This is a genomic window from Micromonospora sp. BQ32, assembly GCF_059358895.1.
In genome coordinates this window covers 140,900-163,573 of record NZ_JCADBI010000016.1, presented here as the reverse complement: position 1 = coordinate 163,573, position 22,674 = coordinate 140,900, and the positions used below count along the sequence as shown (strand labels likewise).

At 72.1% G+C, this 22,674-nt stretch carries 19 protein-coding genes, 1 other RNA gene and 2 pseudogenes; 5 read left to right on the top strand and 17 right to left on the bottom strand.

The features are described from left to right. Positions 1-47: 47 nt before the first annotated feature. Positions 48-464: RNase P RNA component class A (rnpB, locus tag AC5L30_RS26500), an RNA gene on the bottom strand. Positions 465-591: 127 nt separating this feature from the next. Here rnpB and AC5L30_RS26495 point away from each other — a divergent pair. Next, positions 592-1,353: a sulfite exporter TauE/SafE family protein gene (locus tag AC5L30_RS26495; protein WP_494870351.1), complete on the top strand. Its 762-nt coding sequence runs from the start codon at positions 592-594 to the stop codon at positions 1,351-1,353. A 177-nt stretch (positions 1,354-1,530) separates the two neighbouring features. On the opposite strand, the gene mctP is transcribed toward AC5L30_RS26495, so the two are convergent. The 7 genes from mctP to AC5L30_RS26460 all read right to left on the bottom strand — a co-directional run bounded on the left by mctP (position 1,531) and on the right by AC5L30_RS26460 (position 8,348). After that, positions 1,531-3,180, bottom strand: coding sequence for a monocarboxylate uptake permease MctP (mctP, locus tag AC5L30_RS26490; RefSeq protein ID WP_330438511.1), 1,650 nt, complete (start codon positions 3,178-3,180; stop codon positions 1,531-1,533). A gap of 58 nt (positions 3,181-3,238) precedes the next feature. After that, positions 3,239-3,481 carry a DUF3311 domain-containing protein gene (locus tag AC5L30_RS26485; RefSeq protein WP_494870350.1) on the bottom strand — a complete coding sequence of 81 codons (243 nt, stop codon included), beginning with the start codon at positions 3,479-3,481 and terminating at the stop codon, positions 3,239-3,241. Between the two features lie 162 nt (positions 3,482-3,643). After that, entirely contained in the window at positions 3,644-4,822 is a 1,179-nt protein-coding gene (locus tag AC5L30_RS26480; protein ID WP_494870349.1) for a bifunctional RNase H/acid phosphatase, read from the bottom strand. 3 nt (positions 4,823-4,825) lie between these two features. Further along, positions 4,826-5,563: a zinc ribbon domain-containing protein gene (locus AC5L30_RS26475; protein WP_494870348.1), complete on the bottom strand. Its 738-nt coding sequence runs from the start codon at positions 5,561-5,563 to the stop codon at positions 4,826-4,828. Next, positions 5,553-6,389, bottom strand: coding sequence for a Nif3-like dinuclear metal center hexameric protein (locus AC5L30_RS26470; RefSeq protein WP_494870367.1), 837 nt, complete (start codon positions 6,387-6,389; stop codon positions 5,553-5,555). Before AC5L30_RS26470 ends, AC5L30_RS26475 begins: the two co-directional genes overlap by 11 nt. Positions 6,390-6,529: 140 nt before the next feature. Continuing rightward, complete coding sequence (locus AC5L30_RS26465; RefSeq protein WP_494870347.1) at positions 6,530-7,102, bottom strand: flavoprotein; 573 nt, start codon at positions 7,100-7,102, stop codon at positions 6,530-6,532. A 16-nt stretch (positions 7,103-7,118) separates the two neighbouring features. Further along, the gene (locus tag AC5L30_RS26460; protein WP_494870346.1) at positions 7,119-8,348 is read right to left on the bottom strand and encodes a helix-turn-helix domain-containing protein; all 1,230 of its coding nucleotides are present in this window, start codon (positions 8,346-8,348) and stop codon (positions 7,119-7,121) included. A gap of 248 nt (positions 8,349-8,596) precedes the next feature. Between AC5L30_RS26460 and AC5L30_RS26455 the strand changes: the two genes are divergently transcribed. After that, positions 8,597-9,268 (top strand): bifunctional DNA primase/polymerase, encoded by a 672-nt coding sequence (locus AC5L30_RS26455; RefSeq protein ID WP_354972126.1) that lies wholly within the window; start codon positions 8,597-8,599, stop codon positions 9,266-9,268. 262 nt (positions 9,269-9,530) lie between these two features. On the opposite strand, the gene AC5L30_RS26450 is transcribed toward AC5L30_RS26455, so the two are convergent. From AC5L30_RS26450 to AC5L30_RS26430, 5 genes are read right to left on the bottom strand one after another with little or no spacing between them, the layout of a single operon-like run. After that, positions 9,531-10,253, bottom strand: a complete 723-nt coding sequence (locus tag AC5L30_RS26450; protein ID WP_494870365.1) for an FAD:protein FMN transferase — start codon at positions 10,251-10,253, stop codon at positions 9,531-9,533. Between the two features lie 49 nt (positions 10,254-10,302). Continuing rightward, complete coding sequence (locus tag AC5L30_RS26445; RefSeq protein WP_494870344.1) at positions 10,303-10,905, bottom strand: FMN-binding protein; 603 nt, start codon at positions 10,903-10,905, stop codon at positions 10,303-10,305. Between the two features lie 13 nt (positions 10,906-10,918). Beyond that, a complete protein-coding gene (locus AC5L30_RS26440) occupies positions 10,919-12,337 on the bottom strand; it encodes a ferredoxin reductase family protein (protein ID WP_494870343.1) in 1,419 nt (472 codons plus the stop codon). Further along, complete coding sequence (locus tag AC5L30_RS26435) at positions 12,334-13,716, bottom strand: DUF1501 domain-containing protein (RefSeq protein WP_494870341.1); 1,383 nt, start codon at positions 13,714-13,716, stop codon at positions 12,334-12,336. The genes AC5L30_RS26440 and AC5L30_RS26435 overlap by 4 nt, the downstream gene beginning before the upstream one ends. An 8-nt stretch (positions 13,717-13,724) precedes the next feature. Beyond that, positions 13,725-15,806, bottom strand: a complete 2,082-nt coding sequence (locus tag AC5L30_RS26430) for a DUF1800 domain-containing protein (protein ID WP_494870339.1) — start codon at positions 15,804-15,806, stop codon at positions 13,725-13,727. A 431-nt stretch (positions 15,807-16,237) separates the two neighbouring features. On the opposite strand from AC5L30_RS26430, the gene AC5L30_RS26425 reads away from it, so the two are divergent. Then, positions 16,238-16,495, top strand: a complete 258-nt coding sequence (locus AC5L30_RS26425) for a DUF3040 domain-containing protein (protein ID WP_494870338.1) — start codon at positions 16,238-16,240, stop codon at positions 16,493-16,495. Positions 16,496-16,520: 25 nt separating this feature from the next. Here the strand turns inward: AC5L30_RS26425 and AC5L30_RS26420 are convergent, their stop codons facing one another. The 3 genes and pseudogenes from AC5L30_RS26420 to AC5L30_RS26410 form a co-directional block, all read right to left on the bottom strand. After that, complete coding sequence (locus tag AC5L30_RS26420) at positions 16,521-17,465, bottom strand: SWIM zinc finger family protein (RefSeq protein WP_494870336.1); 945 nt, start codon at positions 17,463-17,465, stop codon at positions 16,521-16,523. Next, positions 17,462-19,981 (bottom strand): annotated as a pseudogene (locus AC5L30_RS26415) (DEAD/DEAH box helicase); the annotation flags it as partial. The gene AC5L30_RS26420 and the pseudogene AC5L30_RS26415, both read right to left, overlap by 4 nt. 314 nt (positions 19,982-20,295) lie before the next feature. Further along, a pseudogene (locus AC5L30_RS26410) lies at positions 20,296-20,773 on the bottom strand (ATP-dependent helicase); the annotation flags it as partial. Positions 20,774-20,957: 184 nt separating this feature from the next. Between AC5L30_RS26410 and AC5L30_RS26405 the strand changes: the two are divergent. Next, positions 20,958-21,833, top strand: coding sequence for a carbohydrate kinase family protein (locus AC5L30_RS26405; protein WP_494870335.1), 876 nt, complete (start codon positions 20,958-20,960; stop codon positions 21,831-21,833). Positions 21,834-21,863: 30 nt separating this feature from the next. Here the strand turns inward: AC5L30_RS26405 and AC5L30_RS26400 are convergent, their stop codons facing one another. Continuing rightward, the gene (locus tag AC5L30_RS26400; protein ID WP_494870334.1) at positions 21,864-22,382 is read right to left on the bottom strand and encodes a DinB family protein; all 519 of its coding nucleotides are present in this window, start codon (positions 22,380-22,382) and stop codon (positions 21,864-21,866) included. 82 nt (positions 22,383-22,464) lie between these two features. On the opposite strand from AC5L30_RS26400, the gene AC5L30_RS26395 reads away from it, so the two are divergent. Then, complete coding sequence (locus AC5L30_RS26395; protein WP_494870332.1) at positions 22,465-22,671, top strand: DUF8847 domain-containing protein; 207 nt, start codon at positions 22,465-22,467, stop codon at positions 22,669-22,671. Positions 22,672-22,674: the final 3 nt, after the last annotated feature.

Below are 22,674 nucleotides of genomic sequence, written 5' to 3'. Positions count from 1 at the left end.
AAACAGCAGGTCAGCCACCATGTCGGGGCGGCTGGCCTGGTGGGCGACGGACGAGTCGACCTGTACGCCGGATTCTGTGCGCGGCGCGTACCCCGAGGGGTTTTGCGCCGGCGGCGGCCATCCATCTCGGCCTGCCGTTGCCGACAGGCTCTAGCGGCCTACCCGCAGACATCGGGCGGGCAGCCCTCAAGCGTCTGCGCCGGGTCGTCATCTTGCGGTGACGGCCCTTGCTTGGCCTTGCTCCGGGTGGGGTTTACCGAGCCACCCCGGTCACCCGGGATGCTGGTGGGCTCTTACCCCACCGTTTCACCCTTACCGTCCCCGTTGGGGTCGGCGGTCTGTTTTCTGTGGCACTTTCCCGCGGGTCGCCCCGGGTTGCCGTTAACAACCACCCTGCCCTGTGGAGTCCGGACGTTCCTCGGCGGCGGGCCGAAGCCCGCCGACGCGGCCGCCCGGTCGACTCGTCCGTCGCGCTCTCATCCTAACGACGAGCAGGCTGCCGGTATTGCCGCCCCGCCTGGGCAAGATCGCGCAGCTCAAGGTCGGTCCGGCGAATTCGTCCCGTGGGGCGACGGCTAGCCTCGTGGGGCTATGGATCTCTCCCACGCCGCGCTGCTGCTCGCTGCCGGTCTCGCCGCTGGCACGGTCAACGCGGTGGCCGGTGGCGGCTCGCTGATCACCTTTCCGGCGATGATCGCGATCGGGTTGCCCCCGGTGCCGGCGAACGTCAGCAACTCCGTCGCCGTCTTCCCCGGGTACCTGGCCAGCGTGGCGGGCAGCCGACAGGACCTGCCGCGCCCCCGCGCGCTGGCCACGCTGGTGCCCACCACGATCGTGGGCACGATCCTCGGGGCGTTGCTGCTGCTGGCCACCCCGGCCCGCGCGTTCGAGCTGGTCGTACCCTTTCTGGTCCTCGGCGCGACAGCGGTCCTGGCCTTCCAGGATCCGCTGCGCCGCCTGGTCGGTCACCCCCGGGACCTGTCGCCACGCCGGCGGACGGTCGCGGTGCAGACGATGGTCGCGCTTGGTGCGGTGTACGGCGGTTACTTCGGTGCGGCGCTCGGGGTGATGCTGGTGGCCGGGCTGGCCCTGGTGCTGGACGCGACCCTGGCGCGGGTGAGCGCAATCAAGAATCTGCTGTCGGCGGTGGTGGGGTTGACGACGCTGGTGGTGTTCGCCCTGTTCGGCCCCTTGAACTGGGCGGCCGTCGCGGTGGTCGCGCCGGCCACCCTGATTGGGGGGTACGCGGGCGCCCGGCTCGTCCGCCGGCTGCCGTCGGTGGTGCTCAAGACGGTGATCGTGGTGTTCGGCACGACGATCGGCCTCTACCTGCTCTGGCGCGCCCTGAACTGACGCCGCCCCGCCCCGCCCCGGCTACAGCTTCGTCGATCTTGCACTTTCGGTAGCGACACATCGACGTTAGTCAGCATCAAGCAGGCACCACGACTGCAAGATCGGCGCGGGACAGCGCGCGGGACAGGTACGCCCGGGTACCGACCAACGTCGGCGCCCGGGCGTACCTACCTGAGGTCAGGCGACCGGCTCGCGGGCCGAGTCGGCGTCGCGGTCGGTGCCCGGGGTGACCCGGGGATCGCCCTCGTCGGCGAAGTAGTCGTCCGGCTCGGTGCCGTCGACGCCTTCCTCGACCTTCGCGGCCCGCAGCGCCAGCGTCACCAGCGCCGCCACGGCCAGGTTGACCGCCACCGCCACGATGCCGACGTAGATCGTCCGGGTGGTGTCGAACCCGAACTCCGACAGCGGGAACGCCGAGCCGCCGAAGTGCTTCCGGGTCGGGCTGGCCACCTGGTAGAGCATCCACATGCCCAACCCCATGCCGGCCACCCAGCCGACGATCAGGCCGGTGCGGTGGAACCAGCGGGTGTAGAGACCCAGCGCCACCGCCGGCAGCGTCTGCAGGATGATCACGCCACCGATCAGTTGGAGGTCGATGGAGAACTGCGGGTCGAGGAAGACGATGCAGGCCACCGCGCCGACCTTCACCACCAATGAGGTGATCTTCGAGACGTTCGCCTCCTGGGCCGGGGAGGCGTCCCGCTTCAGGTACTCCTTGTAGATGTTGCGGGTGAACAGGTTCGCCGCCGCGATCGACATGATCGCCGCGGGCACCAGTGCGCCGATGCCGATCGCCGCGTACGCGACACCGGCGAACCAGTCCGGGAACTGCTGGTCGAACAGCAGCGGGACGATGGTGTTGTTGTCCACCGAGCCCGCCGAGTTGCCGGGCAGCGGCTTCACACCGGCCGCGATGGCCATGTAGCCGAGCAGCGCGATCAACCCGAGCAGCAGGCTGTACGCGGGCAGCGCCGACATGTTCCGCTTGATCACGTCGCGGTTCCGGCTGGCCAGCACACCGGTGATGCTGTGCGGGTAGAGGAAGAGCGCCAACGCCGAGCCGAGCGCCAGCGTCACGTACTGAAGCTGGTTGTTGCCGTTGAGCAGGATGCCGTCGTTCGGGTTGGGTGAGGCGTCGAACTTCGCGTCCGCGGCGGCGAAGATGTCACCCCAGCCGCCCAGCTTGTACGGCAGGTAGATGACCGCCACCAGGATCACGATGTAGATCAGGCTGTCCTTGACGAACGCGATCAGCGCGGGTGCGCGCAACCCCGACTGGTACGTGTAGGCGGCCAGGATGGCGAACGCGATGATGATCGGCAGGTGCCGGGCCAGCGCGTTGTCGCCGGTGACGCCCATCGTCTTGAGCACCGCCTCGATGCCGATCAGCTGCAACGCGATGTAGGGCATGGTGGCGACGATGCCGGTGATCGCGATCAGCAGCGCCAGCACCGGCGAGTCGAACCGGTTGCGGACGAAGTCGGCCGGCGTGACGAACCCGTGCCGGTGCGACACCGACCAGAGCCGCACCAGCACCAGGAAGACCAGCGGGTAGATGACGATGGTGTACGGCACGGCGAAGAACCCGGCCGCGCCGGCACCGAACATCAACGCCGGCACCGCCACGAAGGTGTACGCGGTGTAGAGGTCACCGCCGACCAGGAACCAGGTGATCCAGCCGCCGAAGCTGCGCCCGCCCAGCCCCCACTCGTCCAGGTGCGCCATGTCCTTCGGTGCCCGCCACCGGGCGGCCACGAAGCCCATCACGCTGACCAGGAGGAACAGCAGGGAGAAGACGATGATCTCGGTGAGATGGTCGCGCCACATCACTGAACCTCCTTCGTTCGCGACTGCGGGGCTCGCAAACCCGGCTCACTCCTCGCGCTCACTGGCTCCCCCGCTTCTTCGTCATCTGGTAGACCAATGTGGTGGTGCCGACGCCGAGCAGGATGAAGGCCAGTTGCAGCCAGTAGAAGCGCGGGAAGCCGAAGACCCGGGGCGAGTCGCCATTGAAGAACGCCGGGATCAGCGGCACCACGATGGGGATGAAGAGCAACCAGTTCCAGGGGCTGTGGTCCTTCGCCCTGGTCGGCGCCGTAGTGGGCGCCTCCGGTTCGGGTGCAGCCATCTGACACACCTCCGGGGAGTCGAGGCTCTCGATGTAACGGCCGGAGGCTACGACTCGGTGATGGCGGTCACCCGACCCGTCCGGGAGGTGCTGCGCCGAACGGCCGGCCGGCTGCGCCGAACGGCGCGCCCGACCGGCCCTACGGAAGGAGGGTGCGGTGGCTCAGTCGAGGGTGGAGAGGTGGGCGGTGTCGTTGACCGTGCGTACGGCCACGCCGCCGTCGGGCCACATGTCGAGCACCGAGATGCCGGCCGCGTCCAGGAAGAGCCGGTGCAGGAAACCGTCGCCGGCCGCGAGGGCGTCGCGCAGCATCAGCTTGATCGGCGAGACGTGCGAGACGACCACCACGGTCTCACCGGGGTACGCGGTGAGCAGCCCGGAGATGACGCGGTGCGCGCGTTCGGCGACGTGGGTGAACGACTCCCCGCCCGGCGGCGCGATCCGGGGTGACGCGAGCCAGGCGTCCATCTCCCCCGGCCACTGCTGGCGCACCTCGGCGAAGGTGCGCCCCTCCCACTGGCCGAAGTCGCACTCGATCAGGTCGTCCTCGGTGCGGACCGGCACGTCACCGAGCGCCCCGGCGATCGACGCCGCGGTGGCCGTACACCGGGACAACGGCGAGCTGAGCACGGCCGCGACGGACGGGGCCAGCGCGGCCACCCGGGCGCCGGTGGCGCGGGCCTGGGCCCGGCCACGCTCGGAGAGCGGCACGTCGCCGCGCCCGGAGTAGCGCCGCTGCTCGGTGTACGCGGTCTCGCCGTGCCGGACCAGGATCAGCCGGGTGGCGGTGAAGGTCGGCCGCGGCTCCCAGGAGGCCGGCGCGGTCGCCGGGTCGCTGCCGACGATCGGGGCGGCGGGCGTCGTCGAGGGCTGGCCGGCGGCCGCAGTCGTCGCAGGACGGCCGGGGGCCGCAGTCGCAGGGGGGCGACCCGCGGCGGCGTCCATGGCGGCGTTGGCGAGGGCGTCGGCGTGCCGGTTCTGCTCGCGCGGGATCCAGCTGAACCGGACCGCGGTGAACCGGCCCACCAGCGCGGCGGCCTGGGCGGCGAGGGGGCGCAGGCCGGGGTGCTTGATCTGCCACCGGCCGCACATCTGCTCGACCACCAGCTTGGAGTCCATCCGGACGTCCACCTCGGCGGCGCCCAGCTCGGCGGCGGCGGTCAACCCGGCGATCAGGCCCTGGTACTCGGCGACGTTGTTGGTGGCCGTGCCGAGCGACTCGGAGCGCTCGGCGAGCACCTCGCCGGTCTCCGGGTCGCGGACCACCGCGCCGTAGCCGGCGGGGCCGGGGTTGCCCCGGGACCCGCCGTCGGCCTCGATGGAGACCACGCGCGGCGCCACGACCTACAGGCCCGACTCGTTGGTGCGGACCATGATCCGTCGGCAGTCCTCGCAGCGGACCACGTCGTCGGGGGCGGCCTTGCGGATCCGGGCCAGGTCGGCGCCGGACAGGTCCAGGCGGCACCCACCGCAGCGGCCCGCGGTGAGCAGCGCCGCACCCAGCCCGGTGTCCGCGCGGATCTTGTCGTAGAGGTTGACCAGCTCGCTCGGGAGGTCGGCGGCGAGCGGCTGACGGGCGCCCCGCTTGAACTCCTCCTCCTTGGCGATCTCGGCCAACGCTTCGTCGCGGCGCTGCTCGGTCGCCGCCCGCTTGTCCCGGGTCTCGGCCAGCCGCTGCTCCACGCCGTCCAGTACGCCCTGCGCGGTCTCCCGCTGTTCCATCAGCTCCAGCTCGGCATCCTCCAGGTCGCCCTGGCGGCGCTTGAGCGAGACCAGCTCGTGCTGGAGCGCCTCCAGCTCGCGGGCCGGGCCGGTGCCGGCGGCCAGCCGGTTCTCGTCCTTCTCCTTGCGGGCCCGGACCTGCTCGACGTCCTTCTCCAACCGGGCGATGTCCCGGTCCAGGTCGTCCACCGCCACCTGGGCGCGGACCCGCTCGTCCTCCATCGCCGACAGCTCCCGGGCCAGCGACTCCAGCTCGGCCCGCTCGGCAAGCGTTCGCCTGCGGTGGGCGAGCTGGGCGAGGTTGGTGTCGATCGCCTGGAGGTCGAGCAGGCGGCGCTGCACCTGAGGGTCAGCCTTCACGGTCGGGCTCCTTGTCGTCCACAACGAGTGCGGCGGCGTGCACGGTCCACGGGTCGGTGTCCAGGTCGGACACCAGCGTCTCGACGTCCAGCGCCTCCCGGAGGAAGGCGGCCAGGTCGTCCAGCCACGGTCGTTCGGTCGCCCAGTGGGCGGCGTCGATCAGGGCGGGACCATCGGCGGCGAGGTGCTCGCCGGCCGGGTGGTGCCGCAGGTCGGCGGTAAGGAACGCGTCCACCCCGGCGGCGGTCGCGGCGCCGAGGAAGCTGTCCCCCGACCCGCCGCTGACGGCGAGGGTACGAACCATACGCCCGGGATCCCCTGCCGCGCGAACTCCCCAGGACGTGACGGGGAGCACCGCGGCGGCGTGCCGGGTCAGCTCGGCGAGGGTCATCGGTTGGGGCAGCTCGCCGATCCGGCCGAAACCCCGGTCGTCGCCGTGGGCGGGCGAGCCGGGCGCGGGCCGCTGGAGCGGACGCAGACCGGTGAGCCCGAAGCGGGCGGCGAGGGCGTCGGAGACGCCCGGGGAGGCCACGTCGGCGTTGGTGTGCGCCGCGTAGAGCGCCACCCCGGCCCGGATCAACCGGTGGATGATCCGCCCCTTGAAGGTCGTCGCGGCGACCGACGACACCCCGCGCAGCAGCAGCGGGTGGTGCGCCACGATCATGTCCGCGTCGGCAGCAAGGGCTTCGTCGACCGTTTCGGGCACCACGTCGACCACGCAGAGCACCCGGCGGACCGGGGCGGCCGGCTCGCCGAGCACCAGCCCCACCCGGTCCCACTCCTCCGCCCAGATGGGCGGAAAGCGCCGTTCCAGCTCGGCCACCACGTCGCTCACCGTGGGGGCGGATCCGCTTGTGCTCACGGCGGGCCAGCTTACCGGCGTCGAGGCCACCGGGCGGTGACACCCGGCCCGGCCGCGTCGGGCGGAAGATCTGCCGGACGCGCCAACGTCCCTGGGCAGTACAGCTAGGCGGCGCTCCAGGAGACGCTGTGCAGCGCGGCCAGCGGCAGCGCCCAGGGGAAGGCGTGCAGGTGCTGTTCCCCCGTTCCGGGCGGATGCAGCGCGATCACGTCGTCGCCGAAGAGCACCGTGACGCCCCACTCGGCCAACCGGGCCACCCCGGCCCGAAACGCCGGGTGGCAGGCCATCGCCGCGTTGGTGTACGGCACCGCCACGATGGGGACGCCCTTGCCCTGGGCCTCGACCAACAGCCCGAGCGCCAGGGTGTCGGTGATCCCGGCGGCCCACTTGTTGACCGTGTTGACCGTGGCCGGACAGACGATCATGGCGTCGGCGGGCGGCAACACGTCCGGGTCACCCGGATTCTTGTAGTGCGTCCGCACCGGGTGGCCGGTCTGCCGAATCAGGGCCGACTGGTCGACGAACTTCGCGCCGTCCGGCGTGGTGACCACGCAGACGTCCCAACCGTCCTGTTGGGCGAGGTCGACCAGACGACCGACGTGCCGGGCCAGCGGCGAACCGCAGGCGATGACGTAGAGCACCTCACGGTGCCCGCTGTTGTGCGTTGCACCGGCCATCAGACCGGCTCCGCGCTCATACCCCTACTCCCATGTGCTCAGCCAACTCCGCTACCGGAGAAGGCGGCGCACCACGTGTGCGACGGAGGATGTCGGACATCACCTCGTGCGCGATCGGCCGGCAGCGGATCTCCGACGGGGCGAGCCGATCACCGAGCAGCAGCATCTCGCCGGCGTTCGCCACGTCGCCCATCTGGGCGTACCCGCGGGCGATGTCGAGCAGATGGTGGGCGCGACGCTCGGGCAGCAGCGCGTTGAACGAGGGCTCCGCGATGCGCAGCTGGTGCACCTCCACGGCCCGCCCCCCGTCGCCCAGCTCCACCGCGGCGGCGGCCCGGTGCAGTTCCACGTTGGTCGGGCCGAACGACGTCCAGTAGTGGTTGTGGTCGCCGCCGAGCAGGGTGGCGGCCTCCTGCGCGCAGTTGATCAGGTCGTCGACGCTGGCCGAGTCACCGATGCGGGAGGCGGCCATCGCGCCCTGGAGCAGCAGCATCCCGTAGACGGAGAGGCGGGCCGGGGAGACCTCGTTGCTCCCACCCGGCGCCAGCCGGTTGGCGATCTGGACGTTCAGCTCCAGCGCGGGACGGGCCCGCCCCATCGCGACCAGGGCGTTGCACACCCGGGTGGTGGCGATCCCGGCCAGCAGCGGGTCGTCGGCCCGCTGGGCCACCGCCATCGACCGGTCGGCGGCCAGCCAGGCGAGCTCGCACTCGCCGAGCTTGCGCAGCACCGAGGACGCGATCTGGTAGACCTGGCCGAGCAGGTGGGCCGCCTCGGCGGCCTGCTCACCGCCGTAGGCGGCGTCGGCCGCCTGGGCGTCGCGCAGCAGCTTGGGCAGCGCCCGGGTGAGCATCCCGTAGCGGCCGTACTGGTAGGTGAGCCAGGCGTGGTTGACGGCCTTGCGCATGTCGTCCATCGGCGGCGGGTACGGCGCCGCGTCGAAGTACGCGCTCATCGAGTCGTAGCGTTCCAGCGCCGCCCGGATCTCCTGCACCTCGACCTGGTCGATGCAGTTGAGGGCGTCGGCGCGCCGCTCCGGGTCCTTGCCCATCAACAGCTGCACATCCATCTGGAGGATGTCGGCGATCTCGTAGAGGACGGAGAACTTGTCCAATCGGCGGACGCCGCGTTCCACCTTGTCCACCCAGCTCTTGGACTTGCCCAGCCGGTCCGCGAAGACCTGCTGCGACATCTTGCGTCGCCCCCGCCAGTAGGCCACTCGCCGCCCTATGGGTAGCTCGTCCATCTCCCCATCCTCCCCTGCCACCGACGACCAATCGAGTCGGGGCGATGTCCGCGGGTGCGGCGACTGCCGTTCACTTTCAGGTTTTCGCTGGTCGCACAGGATGTACGTCAGCCGTACAGCTGGTCCTCGTACTTTTCGTGCAAGTTGCACGAGCCGTTCGTCAACCTCAACGATCGTGGGTTACGGCAGTGACGGTGCTCGACATGCGACCTGGCGAACGCCGGGCCCGACGAGAGGAGTTGGCACACATGTGGGGGAATGTCGGACCACGCGTCGCCGAACTGTCGCCGCTGGAACGCGTCCGGCTGCGCCGGGTCGCCATCCGGTACGCCGTACACGGCTGGGAGGTCACGCCGGGTGCCTGCCTGGCCCGCAGCCGCTTCGTCTGTGGCCGGGCCGGCTGTCCCACAGTGGGCTGTCACCCCGCCCTGGAGAACTGGGAGCTGGCCGCCAGCGCCGACCCGGCCCGGGTGGCGACCTGGTGGCGGAGCCGACCGCACGGGGTGCTGCTGCCCACCGGCCGGGCGTTCGACGTGCTGGAGGTGCCCGCCCACCTCGGCCGACACGTGCTCGACGCGGTCCAGATCCACCCGGCCGGCACCGGCGTACGCGGGCCGGTGCTGGTCACGCCCACCGGGCGGTGGATGTTCTTGGTCCGCCCCGGCGATCCGCTCCGGCCCGAGTTGGAGCACTGCTTCCACGTGGTCCGGCACGGGCCGGGCTCGTGGATTCCCGCGCCGCCCACCCGGCTGCCGGAGGGCACGGTCCGCTGGGCGGTCGCCCCGGAGCAGGCCCGCTGGCAGCTGCCGGATTCGTACCTCGTACAGAACACGCTGATCGGGGCGCTGCGCGCCGCCGGGGTGACGCTCGCCCCCGACCTGCTCCCCGGTCACCTGCCGCTGCCCCGACGAGGCATGTGAATTGGCCCGGTCGACGATCCGATCCGGTGCCCGACAGCGTCGCCGAGGCGCCGGTCCTCGTTGACAGGGGGACGGTGCGAACGCGCGCCACGAACGGGGGAACGATGTCCAGCAACGACAGAGCGGCTCACCCCGGCGGCACCGAGCCGCCCCGGCGCAGCCACCCAGGGCGCCGCTGGGCCGGCACCCGACCGTCCGGCTCCCGCCCCGGCCGCCCACGCCCCACCGGCTCCCGCCCAGCCGGCACCCACCGCCCCCTCCGCTAGTCGGTCAGCGGGAGGTCGACGGAGTAGTACTGGCGGGCGTTGTCGGTTATCGCCGCGTGGGTGTGGTCGTCCAGGCGGGCCAGCCAGTTGAGGCCGGGGGTGCCCATGGCGAGGGCGGCGGTGGCGTACGCGTCGGCCACCCCGAGGTCGGTGCCGACCACGGTCACCGAGCGCAGACCACTGGCCGGTGCGCCCCGGCGCGGGTCCAGCACGTGCCGGCCCCGCTCGTACACGCCGGACGTGGCCACGGCCAGGTCGGTTCCGGTGAGCACCAGGCAGGCCGCCATCGCGTCCCACGGGTGTCGGATACCGATGCGCCACGGCTCCCCCGACGGCGACAGGCCCCGCACCCGTACGTCGCCACCGGCGTTCACGCAGTGGTTGACGGCACCGGCGGCGACGAGGCAGTCCGAGGCGACCTGAGCGGCCCAGCCCTTGACGAAGCCGGACGGGTCGAGCCGACCGGTGGCGTACGCGTCGAAGAAGCCGTCGGTGGCGCCCCACAGGTCCGCACAGGTCTCCAGCACGTACCGCAGGTCCCCGGACGCCTCGGAGAGCAACACCTCACCCCGGTCGAAGCGGCACACCTCGCTGTCCGGCTTGTAGGTGCTGAACCGGGCGTCCACCTCATGCATCCAGGCGAAGACCTCGTCCGCCAGCTCACGCAGCGTCGCCGGTGGCAGATCGTCGGCGAGGTCCAGGGTGATCGCCGTACCCATGATCTGCTCGACCCGGCACAGCCCCGGTCGGGTCAGCGTGGCCCGCACGTCAGAATGCCTGCTCGATGGCGGACCGCAGCGACTGCTTGTAGGAGTTGCTGGTCTCGGTGGCCCCGGAGACGGTGTTGAGGTTCGCGTTCTGCTTCCGCACCACCTCGCCGCCGCCGCCGTCGTAGCGGTTGCGGACGTCGCCGCTGTGGATGTCGGATTCACCCCCGCTGGGCAGCGACAGCGCGACGGCCTCGACGATCCGGTTACCGGAGACCACGATCTGCACCTGCACGTACCCGTACTCGTTCTCGAAGCCGTTGCCGGTGACCCGGCGGGTGGTCGACTGGGGCGCCTTGGTGGTGGTCCGGGGTGCGCTGGGGGCCTTCGTCGTCTTGGTGCCCGACGGGCGGGCGGTGGTCTTGCCGGGCTTGGGCGACGTCGACGGCTTGGCGCTCACCGATGACGTCGGCGTGCCGCCCGCCGGGTCGGTGCCCGGCGCGTCCGCGGCGGCGCCGGGATCGGTGCCCGGCCCGGAGGGGTTGACCGGCTGGGCGGTCGGCAGGTTCTGGGCGACCTGGGTGGCGCCCGGCGAGCCCTTGAACACCACCAACGCGGTGGTGCTGGCGGCCAGGCCGGTGATCGCGAGGAGCGCGCGACGCATGGGGATGCCCTTCCTACAGCTCGAACGTGGCCAGGTGGATCTGCCGTCGGGGCACGCCGGCCCGCCGCAGCGCACGCACCGACTGTTCCACCAACCCGGGCGGCCCGCACAGGTAGACGTCGCGCCGGGCCACGTCGGGCACCAGTTGCCGCAGCCCGTCCGGGCTCATCAACTGCCGGGGGCCGGGGTCGTCGCGGGAGCCGATGACGTACCAGACGGAGGTGTCGCGTTCCTGGGCCAGCCAGTCCAACTCGCGGCTGAGCAGCACGTCGGCCGGCGTGCGGGCCCGGTAGATCAGCGCGGCGCCCGGCGGCAACTCCTCCAGCATGGCCCGGATCGGTGTGATGCCGCTGCCGCCGGCGATCAGCAGCGCCCGCTCGCGGAGCCGGTGCGCGGCGGTGAAGGTGCCCGACGGGCCTTCGGCCCAGACCCGGGTGCCCGGGTCCAGGTCGCGCAGGTCGGCGGTGTGGGTGCCGACCACCTTGACGGTGACCCGCAGCCAGCGGCCGTTGGCGGCGGCGGAGAGGGAAAACGGGTGCGACTGCCACCAGCAGCCCCGGGTGAGGAACCGCCAGCGGAAGTGCTGGCCGCCGAGCATCGCCAGCCGGCCGAGCCGCTCCCCGGTGAGGTAGATGGAGATGGTGTCGGTGCTCTCGGCGACCACGTCGGCAACCCGCAGCTTGTAGCGCAGGTTGAACACCAGCGGCGCGATCACCCGGCCCCAGAGTAGGGCGGCGACCACCAGCAGGTAGAGCGCGATCCAGCCGGTGCGCACCGGGCCGGGCTTGTACAGCTGCGCGCCGTGGGTGAACTGGTGGCCGAAGCCGAGCAGCAGGATCAGGTAGCTGGACAGGTGCAGCAGGTGCCACAGCTCGTAGGGCAGTGCCCGCCGGATCGCCCGGACGCTGCTGAACCCGACCAGCACCATGATGCCGGTGGCGACGAACGCCGAGAGCATGTCCTCGTAGTCGCCGAGCAACGTGCCGACCTCGGCGAGGATCGACTGGTTACGCAGGTCGGCGTAGCCGACCAGGATCAGCGACATGTGCGCCAGCACGGTCACCAGCAGGGTGGCGCCGATGTCCCGGTGCCAGCGGGCCATGTGCTCGCCGCCGATCCACCGTTCCAGCACCGGTAGTCGGCTCATCATCAGCACCTGCACCAGCAGCAGGTAGCCGGCGATCAGGCCGGCGATCCGGCCGGCCGCGGTGACGGTGGCCGCGGTGCTCCGCAGCGATCCGGCGGGGGTGCCCAACCACCAGGGCAACACGCTGGCGAGCAGGCCGACCAGGAGCAGCACGCCCAGCAGCCGCCGGCCGCCGGGTCCGCGCCGGACCGGGATCTGCGGGGGTACGGGAGCAGCCGACCGGCCGCCGTGCCGGGACGAGGTCCCGGTACGACGGCCGGCGGCGTGGGTGTGCGAATGCGTCACGCGTACAGCTTCATCGGGGCGTACTTCTGGCGGGGGAAGACCTTGTCGACCTCCGCGTTGGTGAGCCCGAACCGGCCCTGCGCCACCGCGCCGTAGACGTTGAACATGTTGTTGTACTCCGGCACGTCACCGGAGTCCAGCTTGTCCAGACCGTTCCAGGTGCCGAGCAGCGAGCCGGCCAGCTTCTTGCCGGACAGCAGGGTGATCACGCCGCCGTGCCCGTGGTCGGTGCCGTTGTTGTTGGAGCCGACCCGACGGCCGAACTCGCTGGACACCATGATCGTCACGTCGGCGGCCTTCGGGCCGAGGTCGGTGAAGAAGGCGGCCATCGCGCTGGCCAGCTCGTTCAGCCGGCGGTACAGCTGGCCGCCCTCGCGGGTGCCCTGGTTCTCGTGGGTGTCGTAGCCACCCATGCCGACGGTGGCGACCCGCACGTTGGCGCCGCCCTTGATCAGCTGGGCGAGTTGCTGGAACGCGTTGCCGACGCCCTCGTACGTGACGCCCTCGGCGGGCTGGTACGGCTTCGCGGCGAGCTTCTGGGCGGTGGCCAGCGCGCCCATGCCCTCCTGCACGGCCTCCTCGACCGGGTGGTTGATCCCGGTGAAGAGCCCCTTGATGGCCTTCTCGGTGGCGGCCCGGAACCGGTCGTCACCGTTGAGCCGCAGGGAGCCGACGTTGTTCAGCGACAGCGCGCCGTTGTTGCCGACCAGTGAGCGGGGCAGCGTACTGCCGATGCCGACGCTGCGGAACGCGGTGCCCTTGCCCAGGTTGTCGACCAGACCGTCGAGCCAACCCCGGCCGCCGGTCTCGTTGGGCAGCCCGCCCAGGTTGCAGGCGTCCGCGGCCTGGAAGTGGCTGCGGGACAGCCGCTCGTCGGAGACCGCCGGGATGAAGCCCAACTGACCGGCGGAGAGCCACTTCTCCAGCGGCTTGAACGCGCTGGTCAGCTTGAAGCCGCGGCCCAGGGCCAGCGAGTCGTTGCCGAGCAGCAGGTCGGGCCGGGCCTTGTTGAGCACCGCGTCGTTGTCCGGCGCGATCAGGCTCAGCCCGTCCAGCCCGCCGTAGAGGAAGACGTGGATCAGGGTGCCGGTCTTGGTGGCCGCGAACGACGCCGAGGTGGTGACGAACTGGGCGGTGGCCAGCGCGGTGGCGGTGGCCGCGGCACCGGCGACGAACGTTCGCCGGGTCACGCCGCGACCGTCCTGCTGGGCCTCCTCCAGGTTCTCCAGGGTGCGGTACCTGTCGAACTCGGCGGCGTTCTCGGCGGCGACGATGTCCGCCTCGGCGCGCAGCAACGCCTCGGCCGGGTTGTCGGCCAGCCGTCGCACGTCGGGGCATTCGGGGTGCAGGGGGAAAGAGTTGTACACAGTCTTCTCCATCGGGTGCCTCACCGGAGGTGGTGCTGGGGGGAAGCGAGGATCGCCCGCGCGACGGCGGTGATGGCCCCGTTGAACGTGGCGTCGACCTTGGTGGTCGCCGCCACACCGGCCACGCCGAGGATGAGGTTCTTCTCCCGCGTGCTCAGCTTCTGGCCCACCAGCCGCTGGGAGAGCGCGTCCACGTACGCCCCGGCCGTCGCCGGCGGCTTGGCGACCAGCTTCTCCGGCGCGGTGTACGTGAACGTGGTGCGGTAGCCGGCGAGGATCTCGCCCGCCTCGTTCCAGCCGTTGACCATGGTGCCGGCCGAGGTCCAGGCGACGTAGACGTCCGGGTAGCCGTCCGGGGTCGGATGACCCATCGGGGACTGGCCCAGCTCGCGCATCTTGTCGTGGATCTGGCGCAGCCCCCGGGCGTACGCGGTGCGCTTGCTGTCGCCGTTGTTGTGCTTCGGCGACGCCTCGGGCGAGACGCCCAGGGTGCGGTACGTGGCGACCAGGTACTCCATCGGCCGGCGCACCTTCTGGCCCACACCGGCCCAGAACTCCGAGGAGCAGAACAGCGTCATCAGGACCGGCTTGATCATGCCCTTGTTGGTGGTGTACGTCTTGGCCAGCCGGTCCACCAGGGACTTCGGCGGGGTGTCCGAGACGAACCGGGTGGCCAGGCTCTGCGCCACGTACTTCGCGGTCGACGGGTGCGTCGCGATGTAGGTGATGTACGCGTCGATCGCCGCTTCGGCCTTCTTCGGGTCGGCCGAGTTGTTCGCGTGGGTGAAGCCGAGGATCTTCACCTTGCCGACGTAGTGCTGCTCCGGACGGAAGACGTACTTGCCCTTGTCGTCGACGCCGCGGCCGGTCTGCAACATGGCGGCCTGCCGGACGTCCGGCTCCTTGTAGCCGCCGTCGACGCCGACCGAGTAGAGCTCGAGGTTCTCCCGGGCGAGGTTCTCGTTGATGGCGTCCTTGCGGGAGTCCTTCTGGTTCAGGTAGATCAGCAGCGCCGGGTGCTTGTTCGCGGCGACCAGCATCTCCGGGTAGCTGCCCAGCGCGTGCTTGCGCACGACGTCCTGGTCGAACGAGTTGCGGTACACCTCGCCGCCGTCGAAGTCCGCGGCGACGTGCAGGAAGTCGTTCCAGAAGTCGACCATCACCTCGAACAGCTGGCGCTTGGACCAGATCTGCCGGGCGATGGTGGCGTCGACCATCTCCCGCTCCGGGTGCGCGTCCTGCTCGTTGAGCTTGTCCCGCTGGTCGCGCAGCTGCTGCACGGAGAGCTTCTGGGTGGGCAGCTCGGCGAGCTTCAGCTCACCCTTGCTCGGCTCCAACTTGTCCGGGTCCAACTGGGCGCGGATCCAGGCGTCCATGCCCTCGCGCTTGATGTCGGCGATCACCGCGGGCGTCACGCCGAAGGTGGCGCGCCGGGCCAGGTGCAGGATCGGGTCCTTGGCCAGCACCGTCTTCACGGTCACCTTGGTCGCCGCCGCGGCCGCGGCCGGGCCGGAGAAGGTCCGCCCACCGGCCGGCGCGTTCTTCTTCAGCGCCTCACCGGCCCGGGAGCCCATGTAGCTCTCGTTCTGCTCGGTGTAGGTACGCACCGTGCTGGGCTGCTGGCCGCTGGGCCGCGCCGCGGTGCCGTCGGTCACCGTGCTGCCGGTCGCGTCGCCGGCCACCGCCTCGTCGCCGAAGAGGCCACGGAACTGCGGGGTCATGGCGAGCGCCGCGCCACCGGCGACGACAGCGGCGGTGCCGCCGAGGGCCACCATCGCCTTACGGCGGCCGACCTTGCGACCCGGATCGTCGTCATCGTCGATGGTGGGCAGTCCGGTGCCGGCCGGGCGCGCCGGGGCCGGGCGGCCGAGGCCCTCCGGGCCGACCCACTGCGGACCGCGCGGGGCGGGTGCGGGCTGCCCGGCGTACTGCTCACGCGGGTCGGCCTGCGGGGCGTAGCCGCCCTGCTGGGGGTGGGGCGAGTCGTAGCCGTAGGGCGCGGGCGTGTGGGGGTCGCCGTAGCCGTCAGCGTTGTGGTGCTGGCGTCCGTCCCAACCGCGGTCGTCCCGCGGTCGACGTGGTGGCACATTCTGGTCGGCCATGTACCAATCCCGATTTCTGATGAGCGCCGGAAGCTGCTACCGGGCAGGTGCGGCAGGTGCGGCGACTGTTGCCTGAGGGGGTTGCTACGGCAAGGTAACCAAGGCCCCAGGGCCCTTCAAGGTGGCCGGAACACACCCGTGAGGGCACTTAAGACAGCGCTCAGCGCGACCTCGGCGGCGGGCGCCGGGGTGAGCCTGCCCGCAGACCTTCCCAACAGGGCGAACGCGCGGCAGCCGAGCACGGATCGGACCACGCCGCCGTACCCGACACTTTCGGCGCCGTTCGACGCCAAAGGCAAACTTAAGGTTCAGGTAAGCCGGACATGAGGCGGCCTCGCGTGGAGGAAAAGTAGCAACAGCGGGCGAGCGTTAGCCGCCACCGCAGCGGGTATGCCGCCGAACCGCTGAACGCGTGAGGGGAAGGCAGCGCCATGCTCAGCAAAGAGGATCAGCGCAGATTCGACCAGATCACCCGTCAGCTCCGGGAAAGCGACCCGGCCTTCTTCAAGAGGGTGGACCACCGGGTTCGGGCCCGCAGGGGCCGTTACCTGATGTTGTTGACCATCGTGCTGTGGGCGTCGCTCCCAGCGATAGCCGTGTTCGCCGGTCGACTGACCGGCGCGATCTGCGCGGTGGTGCTGGTGGCCAACGCGGCCATCATGTGGCGGTTCCGCCGCCGCTGGACATGACTGCTCGACCGCTGAACGAGACGGCTCACCGGTCGGCCGGGCCGAACGCCCGGTACGCGCGGCGCAACCGTTCGAGCAGTCCCGGCCCACCGATGGCCGGGGCCGGGGCTCCGAGCTGGCGCAGCAGCAGATCGGTGCCGGCCACCAGTCGGGGCGGCCGATCCGGCAGCGGCACCGGCGGTGACCAGAACCGGTCCGCCGCCTCAGCCAGCGGCGTCGTCGACAGCCCGGCGAGCGCCCGGGCGGCGCCGACCGGCGCCACGACGTCCACTGTCGACGCCGCATCGTCCGGTTCGGACGGTGGCGCGGCTGGCAGCGGCGGCGGGGTGACGCCGGTGGCCGCGGCGCGGCGGGCGCGGAGTTCGTCGAGCAACTCCGCGCGGGACCGACCGCGCCAGTGCAGCAGCTCGAACGGGTCCGCGTCGAACGCCTCGGCCAGCAGGTAGAACGTCGCCGCCAGGTGCTTGCACGGCACCGCGAAGTCGGGGCAGTTGCAGCGCTGGGTCAACTCGTCCACGGCGGCCGGGAAGAGCGGCGCGCCGGCGGCGGCGAACAGCTCCTCCAACTCGTCGGGGAGGTCCCCGGCGAGCAGTCGGGCGCTGAAGAACGCCTGCCCGGCCAGCTCGCTCTCGATTCGGGACCAGAGCGCGGCCGGGAACGGCTTCAGCGCGATCGACACCTGGTACGGCTGCGGCCGGGAGCCCTGCACCACCGCGCTGACCCGTCCGGGTGTGATGTCGAGCGTGAGCACCTGACCGGCCCGCGCGTATGACCGGCCCCGGGTCAACCGGGTGCCGAGCGCGAACGACTCCAACACCTCCAGGAAACGCCGCGACCACCAGGACCGGCCGATCGCGCCCCGGGCGCTGCGCGCCCGCAGACCCCCGTCGACCCGACGCGGGCGGCCGTAGTCGGCGAAATCCGTGCTCACGCCAGTGCCCCGCTCGCCTCGCTCGCTCCGCTCGCTCACTCCACCACCGCCCCGGCTTCCAGGGCGAACAGGTCCCGCAACTGGCCGGTGGACAACTCGGTGATCCACTGCTCGCCGGTGCCGACCACCCGCTCGGCGAGGCTCCGCTTGTCGGCGATCAGCGCGGCCACCTTCTCCTCGACCGTGCCGGCGCAGACGAACTTGCGGACCTGCACCCGTCGGCTCTGCCCGATCCGGAACGCCCGGTCGGTGGCCTGGTCCTCGACCGCCGGGTTCCACCACCGGTCCACATGCACCACGTGGTTCGCGGCGGTCAGGGTCAGCCCGGTGCCGCCGGCCTTGAGGGACAGCACGAACAGCGGTGGACCCTCCGCCGACTGGAAGCGCTGCACCAGGGCGTCCCGCTCGGCCTTGCCGAGGCCACCGTGCAGGAACAGCACCTCCCGGCCGAACCGCGCGGACAGGTGACCACGCAACATCGCACCGAACTCGGCGTACTGGGTGAAGAGCAGCGCCCGCTCCCCCGCCGCCAACACCTCCTCCAGGATCTCGGTGAGCCGGGCCAGCTTGCCGGAGCGGCCCTCCAACGGCGAGCCGTCGCGCAGCAGCTGGGCGGGGTGGTTACAGACCTGCTTGAGTCGGGTCATGGTGGCCAGCACCAGGCCGCGTCGCTCGATGCCGTCGCTGGTCTCGATCCGGGCGAGCATGTCGTCGACCACCACCCGGTACAGCGCGGCCTGCTCGGCGGTGAGGTTGCAGAGCACCTCCATCTCCAGCTTCTCCGGCAGGTCCGAGATGATCGACGAGTCGGTCTTGAGCCGGCGCAACACGAACGGGCCGGTGATCCGGCGTAGCCGCTCGGCGGCCTCGGCGTCACCGTGCCGCTCGATCGGCTCGGCGAACCGCTTGCGGAACGTCGCGGCCGGCCCGAGCAGACCCGGGTTGGCGAACTGCATGATCGACCAGAGGTCGGCCAGGCGGTTCTCCACCGGCGTACCGGTCACCGCCACCCGCTGCCGGGCGGGCAGCGCGCGAACCGCCTCGGCCTGCCGGGTCGACGCGTTCTTGATCGCCTGCGCCTCGTCCACCACCACCCGGTGCCAGTCGATGCCGGCCAGGTCGGCGGCGTCGCGGGCGGCCACCGAGTAAGTGGTGATGACCAGGTCCGCGCCGTGCGCGGCCGCGGTGAACTCCGCTCCCCGCGCCCGCTCGGCACCATGGTGTACGTGCACCCGCAGCCCCGGGGTGAACCGCGCCGCCTCCCGCTGCCAGTTGCCGACCAGCGACATCGGACAGACCAGCAGGGTCGGCCCGGCCTCCGGTGGGTCGCCGGCGAGCAGCGCGAGCAGTTGCACCGTCTTGCCCAGCCCCATGTCGTCGGCGAGCACACCACCCAGACCGAGTGAGCGCAGGAAGGCCAGCCAGGCCAGCCCACGCTGCTGGTACGGCCGCAGCGTCCCCTGAAAGCCCGGCGGCGGGTCCAGCGGGGTGAGCCGGCGCTCGACCGCGCCGGCGAGCAGGTCGCCCAGCGCCCCGTCGGCGGTCACCTCCAGCACCGGCAGCGCGCCGGTGGCGTCGCCGTCGGCCAGCCCGAGGCGGAGCAGGTCGGCGACGGTTAGCTCGCCCGCGGAGCGGAGCAGGCGCAGACCGGCGGCGAGCCGCCCCGGGTCCAGCTCCACCCACCGGCCGCGCAGCCGTACCAGTGGGGTCTTCAACTCGGCCAGCGCCGCCAACTCCTCGGCGGAGAGCGGCTGGTCACCGAGCGCGATCTCCCAGCGGTAGTCGACCAGAGCGTCCAGACCGACACCGGCGTCGGCGCCGCCCACCGTGCCCGGCGCGGTGCGGCTGCGAGCCCGCAACCGGGCGCCCAGGCGCGCCGACGGACGCTGCCACCAGGACGGCAGCAGCACCCCGAAACCGGCCGCGTGCAGCACCGGGGCGCCCGCGCTGAGGAACCGGTGCGCCCCCTCGACGTCGAACTCCATCGCCTCTGGTGCGGCGGTACGCAGCGCGGCGTCCAGGTCCGGCCAGAGGCGGCTGGCCCGGCCCAGCTCGGCGAGGAGCGTCTCCTGCGGGCTGGTCGTCCGGCCCGCCAGGCCGCCGAGCGTCTGCGGCGCACGCCAGACCTGCCCGGCGTCGACATGCAGGCCGGGCTCGTCCGCGGCCTGCAACCCGAACTCCAGCCGCCAGCGCCCGCCACCGGTCGACCCGACCGGCACCTGCGCGGTGTCGGCGGGCACCGGCACCGGCGCGCTGTCGGCGGGGACCGCCCGGGTGGCCAGGATCGGTTCGGTGACCTCGTCGGGGGCCGGTTCCACCAGGCGGAAGCTGGCCCGCACCGGGCCGCCGGCGGCGTCGCGCTGCCAGGCGTCCAGTTCGGAGCGGAGGGTGTCCAGCCCGGCCGGGTCGATGGTGAAGTCCCGCTGTGGGCCGGCGAGCGCGGCCAGCCAGGCCGGTGCCGGGCCACCAGGGCGCAGCCCCCGGGCCAGCGTGGTGGTCGCCAGGGCAGCCCGCGCGGCGGCGTCGGTCAACGCGTCAAGGGCATCCGCGACCAGCGCGGCGGCGGTCAGCTCACCCCCGCCAGAACCGACGGTCACTGCGGCAGCGGCAGCGCTCCCGGTGGGCCGCTGAACAGCGGCGGCGGTAGGCGCCGGCAACGCGGCGGCAGCGGGCGGTACGACGGTGGCTCGGGCGGCGGGTGGCAGGGCCAGCGCCAGCGAACGCGCCCAGGCGGCGTCGGTGCCGGTCAGCAGCGGACGCCAGACCGCCTGCGCGGGCACCTGCCCGGCAGCACCCGACGCCACCGGCACGCCGACGTCGGGTCTCTGGTCGCTCGCCGGCACGCCTGCGCCAGGCGTCTGGTCGCCCGTCGGCACGCGCACGCCGGGGAGGACGCGGCCACGGGTCACCAGGTCGGCGGCGAAGTCGGCCAGCTCGGCGAGGTTCCGCAGGGTGGCCCCGGGTACCGCCGGGACGTCGTCCAGGGACTGGAGCAGCGACAGTGCGTCGTCCGGGGCGTACACCAGGATGGGGACCCGCCACCCGGCCAGGGTGAGCCGGCCGCGGACCGCAGGTGCGACGGTGGTCCGGATCAGCTCGGGTGAGTCGGTCGGCGCGCCCGCCAGGGTGGGCAGGGTGAGCAGCGCGGAGTCCGGTCGGGTCGGCTCGGCGGCCTCGGCGAGGACGGCGGCCAGGTCGGTGTGCCCGGCGGCGAAGGGGTGCGGGCGCTCCCGGGCCGGCCGCCCGGAGCGCGGCGCGGGCATCGGTGCGGCGCTGTCCTCGGCCCAGACGGCGAGCCCGCCGGTCGAGCTGTCACCGGGCAACCACAGCCCATGGATGACCAGCACCTGCTCCCCCTCGTCGCCGCCCGCGCCCAGGATAAGCGGCCCCGCTGGCCGGACCGACGCCCCCCACCTGCGCGATCTTGCAGTTTGTGTCGACGTTCTGCGAGTAGTGCCCCTTCTGTCGCCCCAGAAAGTGCAAGATCGCGTGGCTCTGGAGGTGGGCGGGGCGACGGGCTAGCGTCGGTGCGTGGTCGATCTGCTGGTTCTTGGCGGGCTCGGGGTGGACGTGCGGGTGCGGGTGTCCGCGCTGCCGCTACCGGCTGCCGACTCCCACACCGTCGAGCCGATCGAGCTGCGGATCGGCAACACCGGTGCCGGGGTGGCGTTGGCCGCCCGGGCGCTCGGCCTGCGGGTACTGGTGGTCGACACCCTCGGCGCGGATCCGGCCGGTGAGCTGGTCCGGGCGGCGCTGGCCCGGGCCGGGGTGCCGGCGGTGCTGGCCGAGAGCCGGGGCGGCACCCGCCGGTCGGTGAACCTGGTGGACCCGGGCGGGCGGCGCACGTCGCTGTACGACCCGCGCCCCTGGCAGGGTGCTGCTCCACCGTTTCCCGCCACCGAGTTGGCCGCACTGTTTCGCGACACCCGGCACGTACACCTTTCGATCATGGATTGGGCGGTGCCGTTGCTGCCCGCCGTGCGGGCTGCCATTTCGGCGGACGTGGCGCTCTCCACCGACCTGCACGACTGGGACGGCGAGAACACCTACCATCAGCCGTTCGCCGAGGTCGCCGACCTGGTGCTGCTGAGCGGAGTGCGGTTGGGCGACCGGGCCGCGTCGCTCGCCGCCACGTTGACGCCCCGGACGGTGGTGGTGACCCGCGGCGCGGACGGCGCCGAACTGTACCCGGGCGACGGCACGGCGGTGCCCGTGCCGCCCGCCGCACCGGGAAAGCCGGTGGTGGACTGCAACGGGGCGGGCGACGCTTTCGCGGCCGGCCTGATCGCCGGCCGGTTGCGCGGCGAGCCACTGGAGCTTGCCGCCCGGTACGCGGCACGGGTTGCCGCTGCGGCCTGTACCCATGACGGGATGGAGTATCCGCCGGGTTTGCTGCCCACCGGTTGACCGCACACCCGGCTGCCGACGACCCGGGGTTCAGAGCGCGCCGCACTCCCCGTCGGTCAGCTCGCGCAGGATGTCGGCGTGGCCCGCGTGCCGGGCCGTCTCCTCGATCAGGTGCACCAGAATCCAGCGCAGCGACACCTCGCCGAGCTGCGGGTGCGGCACCACGTGGTCGAGGTCGAAGCTGGCGGCGACCTCCCGGGACCGGGCGCAGGCCCGCTCGTACGCGTCGATCAGCCCGGCGGTGGTTTCCTGGTCGCCGAGGGTGAAGCTGGCCACCGCGTCCTCCTCCGAGGTCAGGTAGACGTCGCCCGGCTCGGGGGCCAACAGGGTCGGAAACCAGTTCCGCTCGACCAGGGTCAGGTGCTTGACCAGCCCGGCGAGTGTGGTCGCCGAGGGCACCAGCCGGCGGCGGGCGTCGGCGTCGGAGAGACCGCGCAGTTTGCGCAGCAGCACGGCCCGGTGGAAGTCGAGGAACGAGGTCAGGACGGCGCGCTCGTCGCCGGTGCGGGCGAGCACCGGACCGAGCGTGGGATCGATCGTCTGCTCCATCGGCCGACCCTAGCCACGGGCCGGGGCCCCCGCTGCCCCGCTATCCGCTGCGGGCGGGCGCTACGCCGGGCAGGATGGGCGCATGGCTTCATCCGTGCAGATCCTTCTCGTCGGCGGCACGGCGGACGGGCAGACCATCACCGTCGAACTGGACAGCAACGGCCGCCCGCCGCTGACCCACCACCACCTCGGTTCCGGTGGGCTGGCCGACGCGCAAATCTACGAGTTGGAGACCGCCCGCGAGGAGACCCGCGAGTGGCGCTACCGGTGGACCGGCCCGGCGGTGTGATCG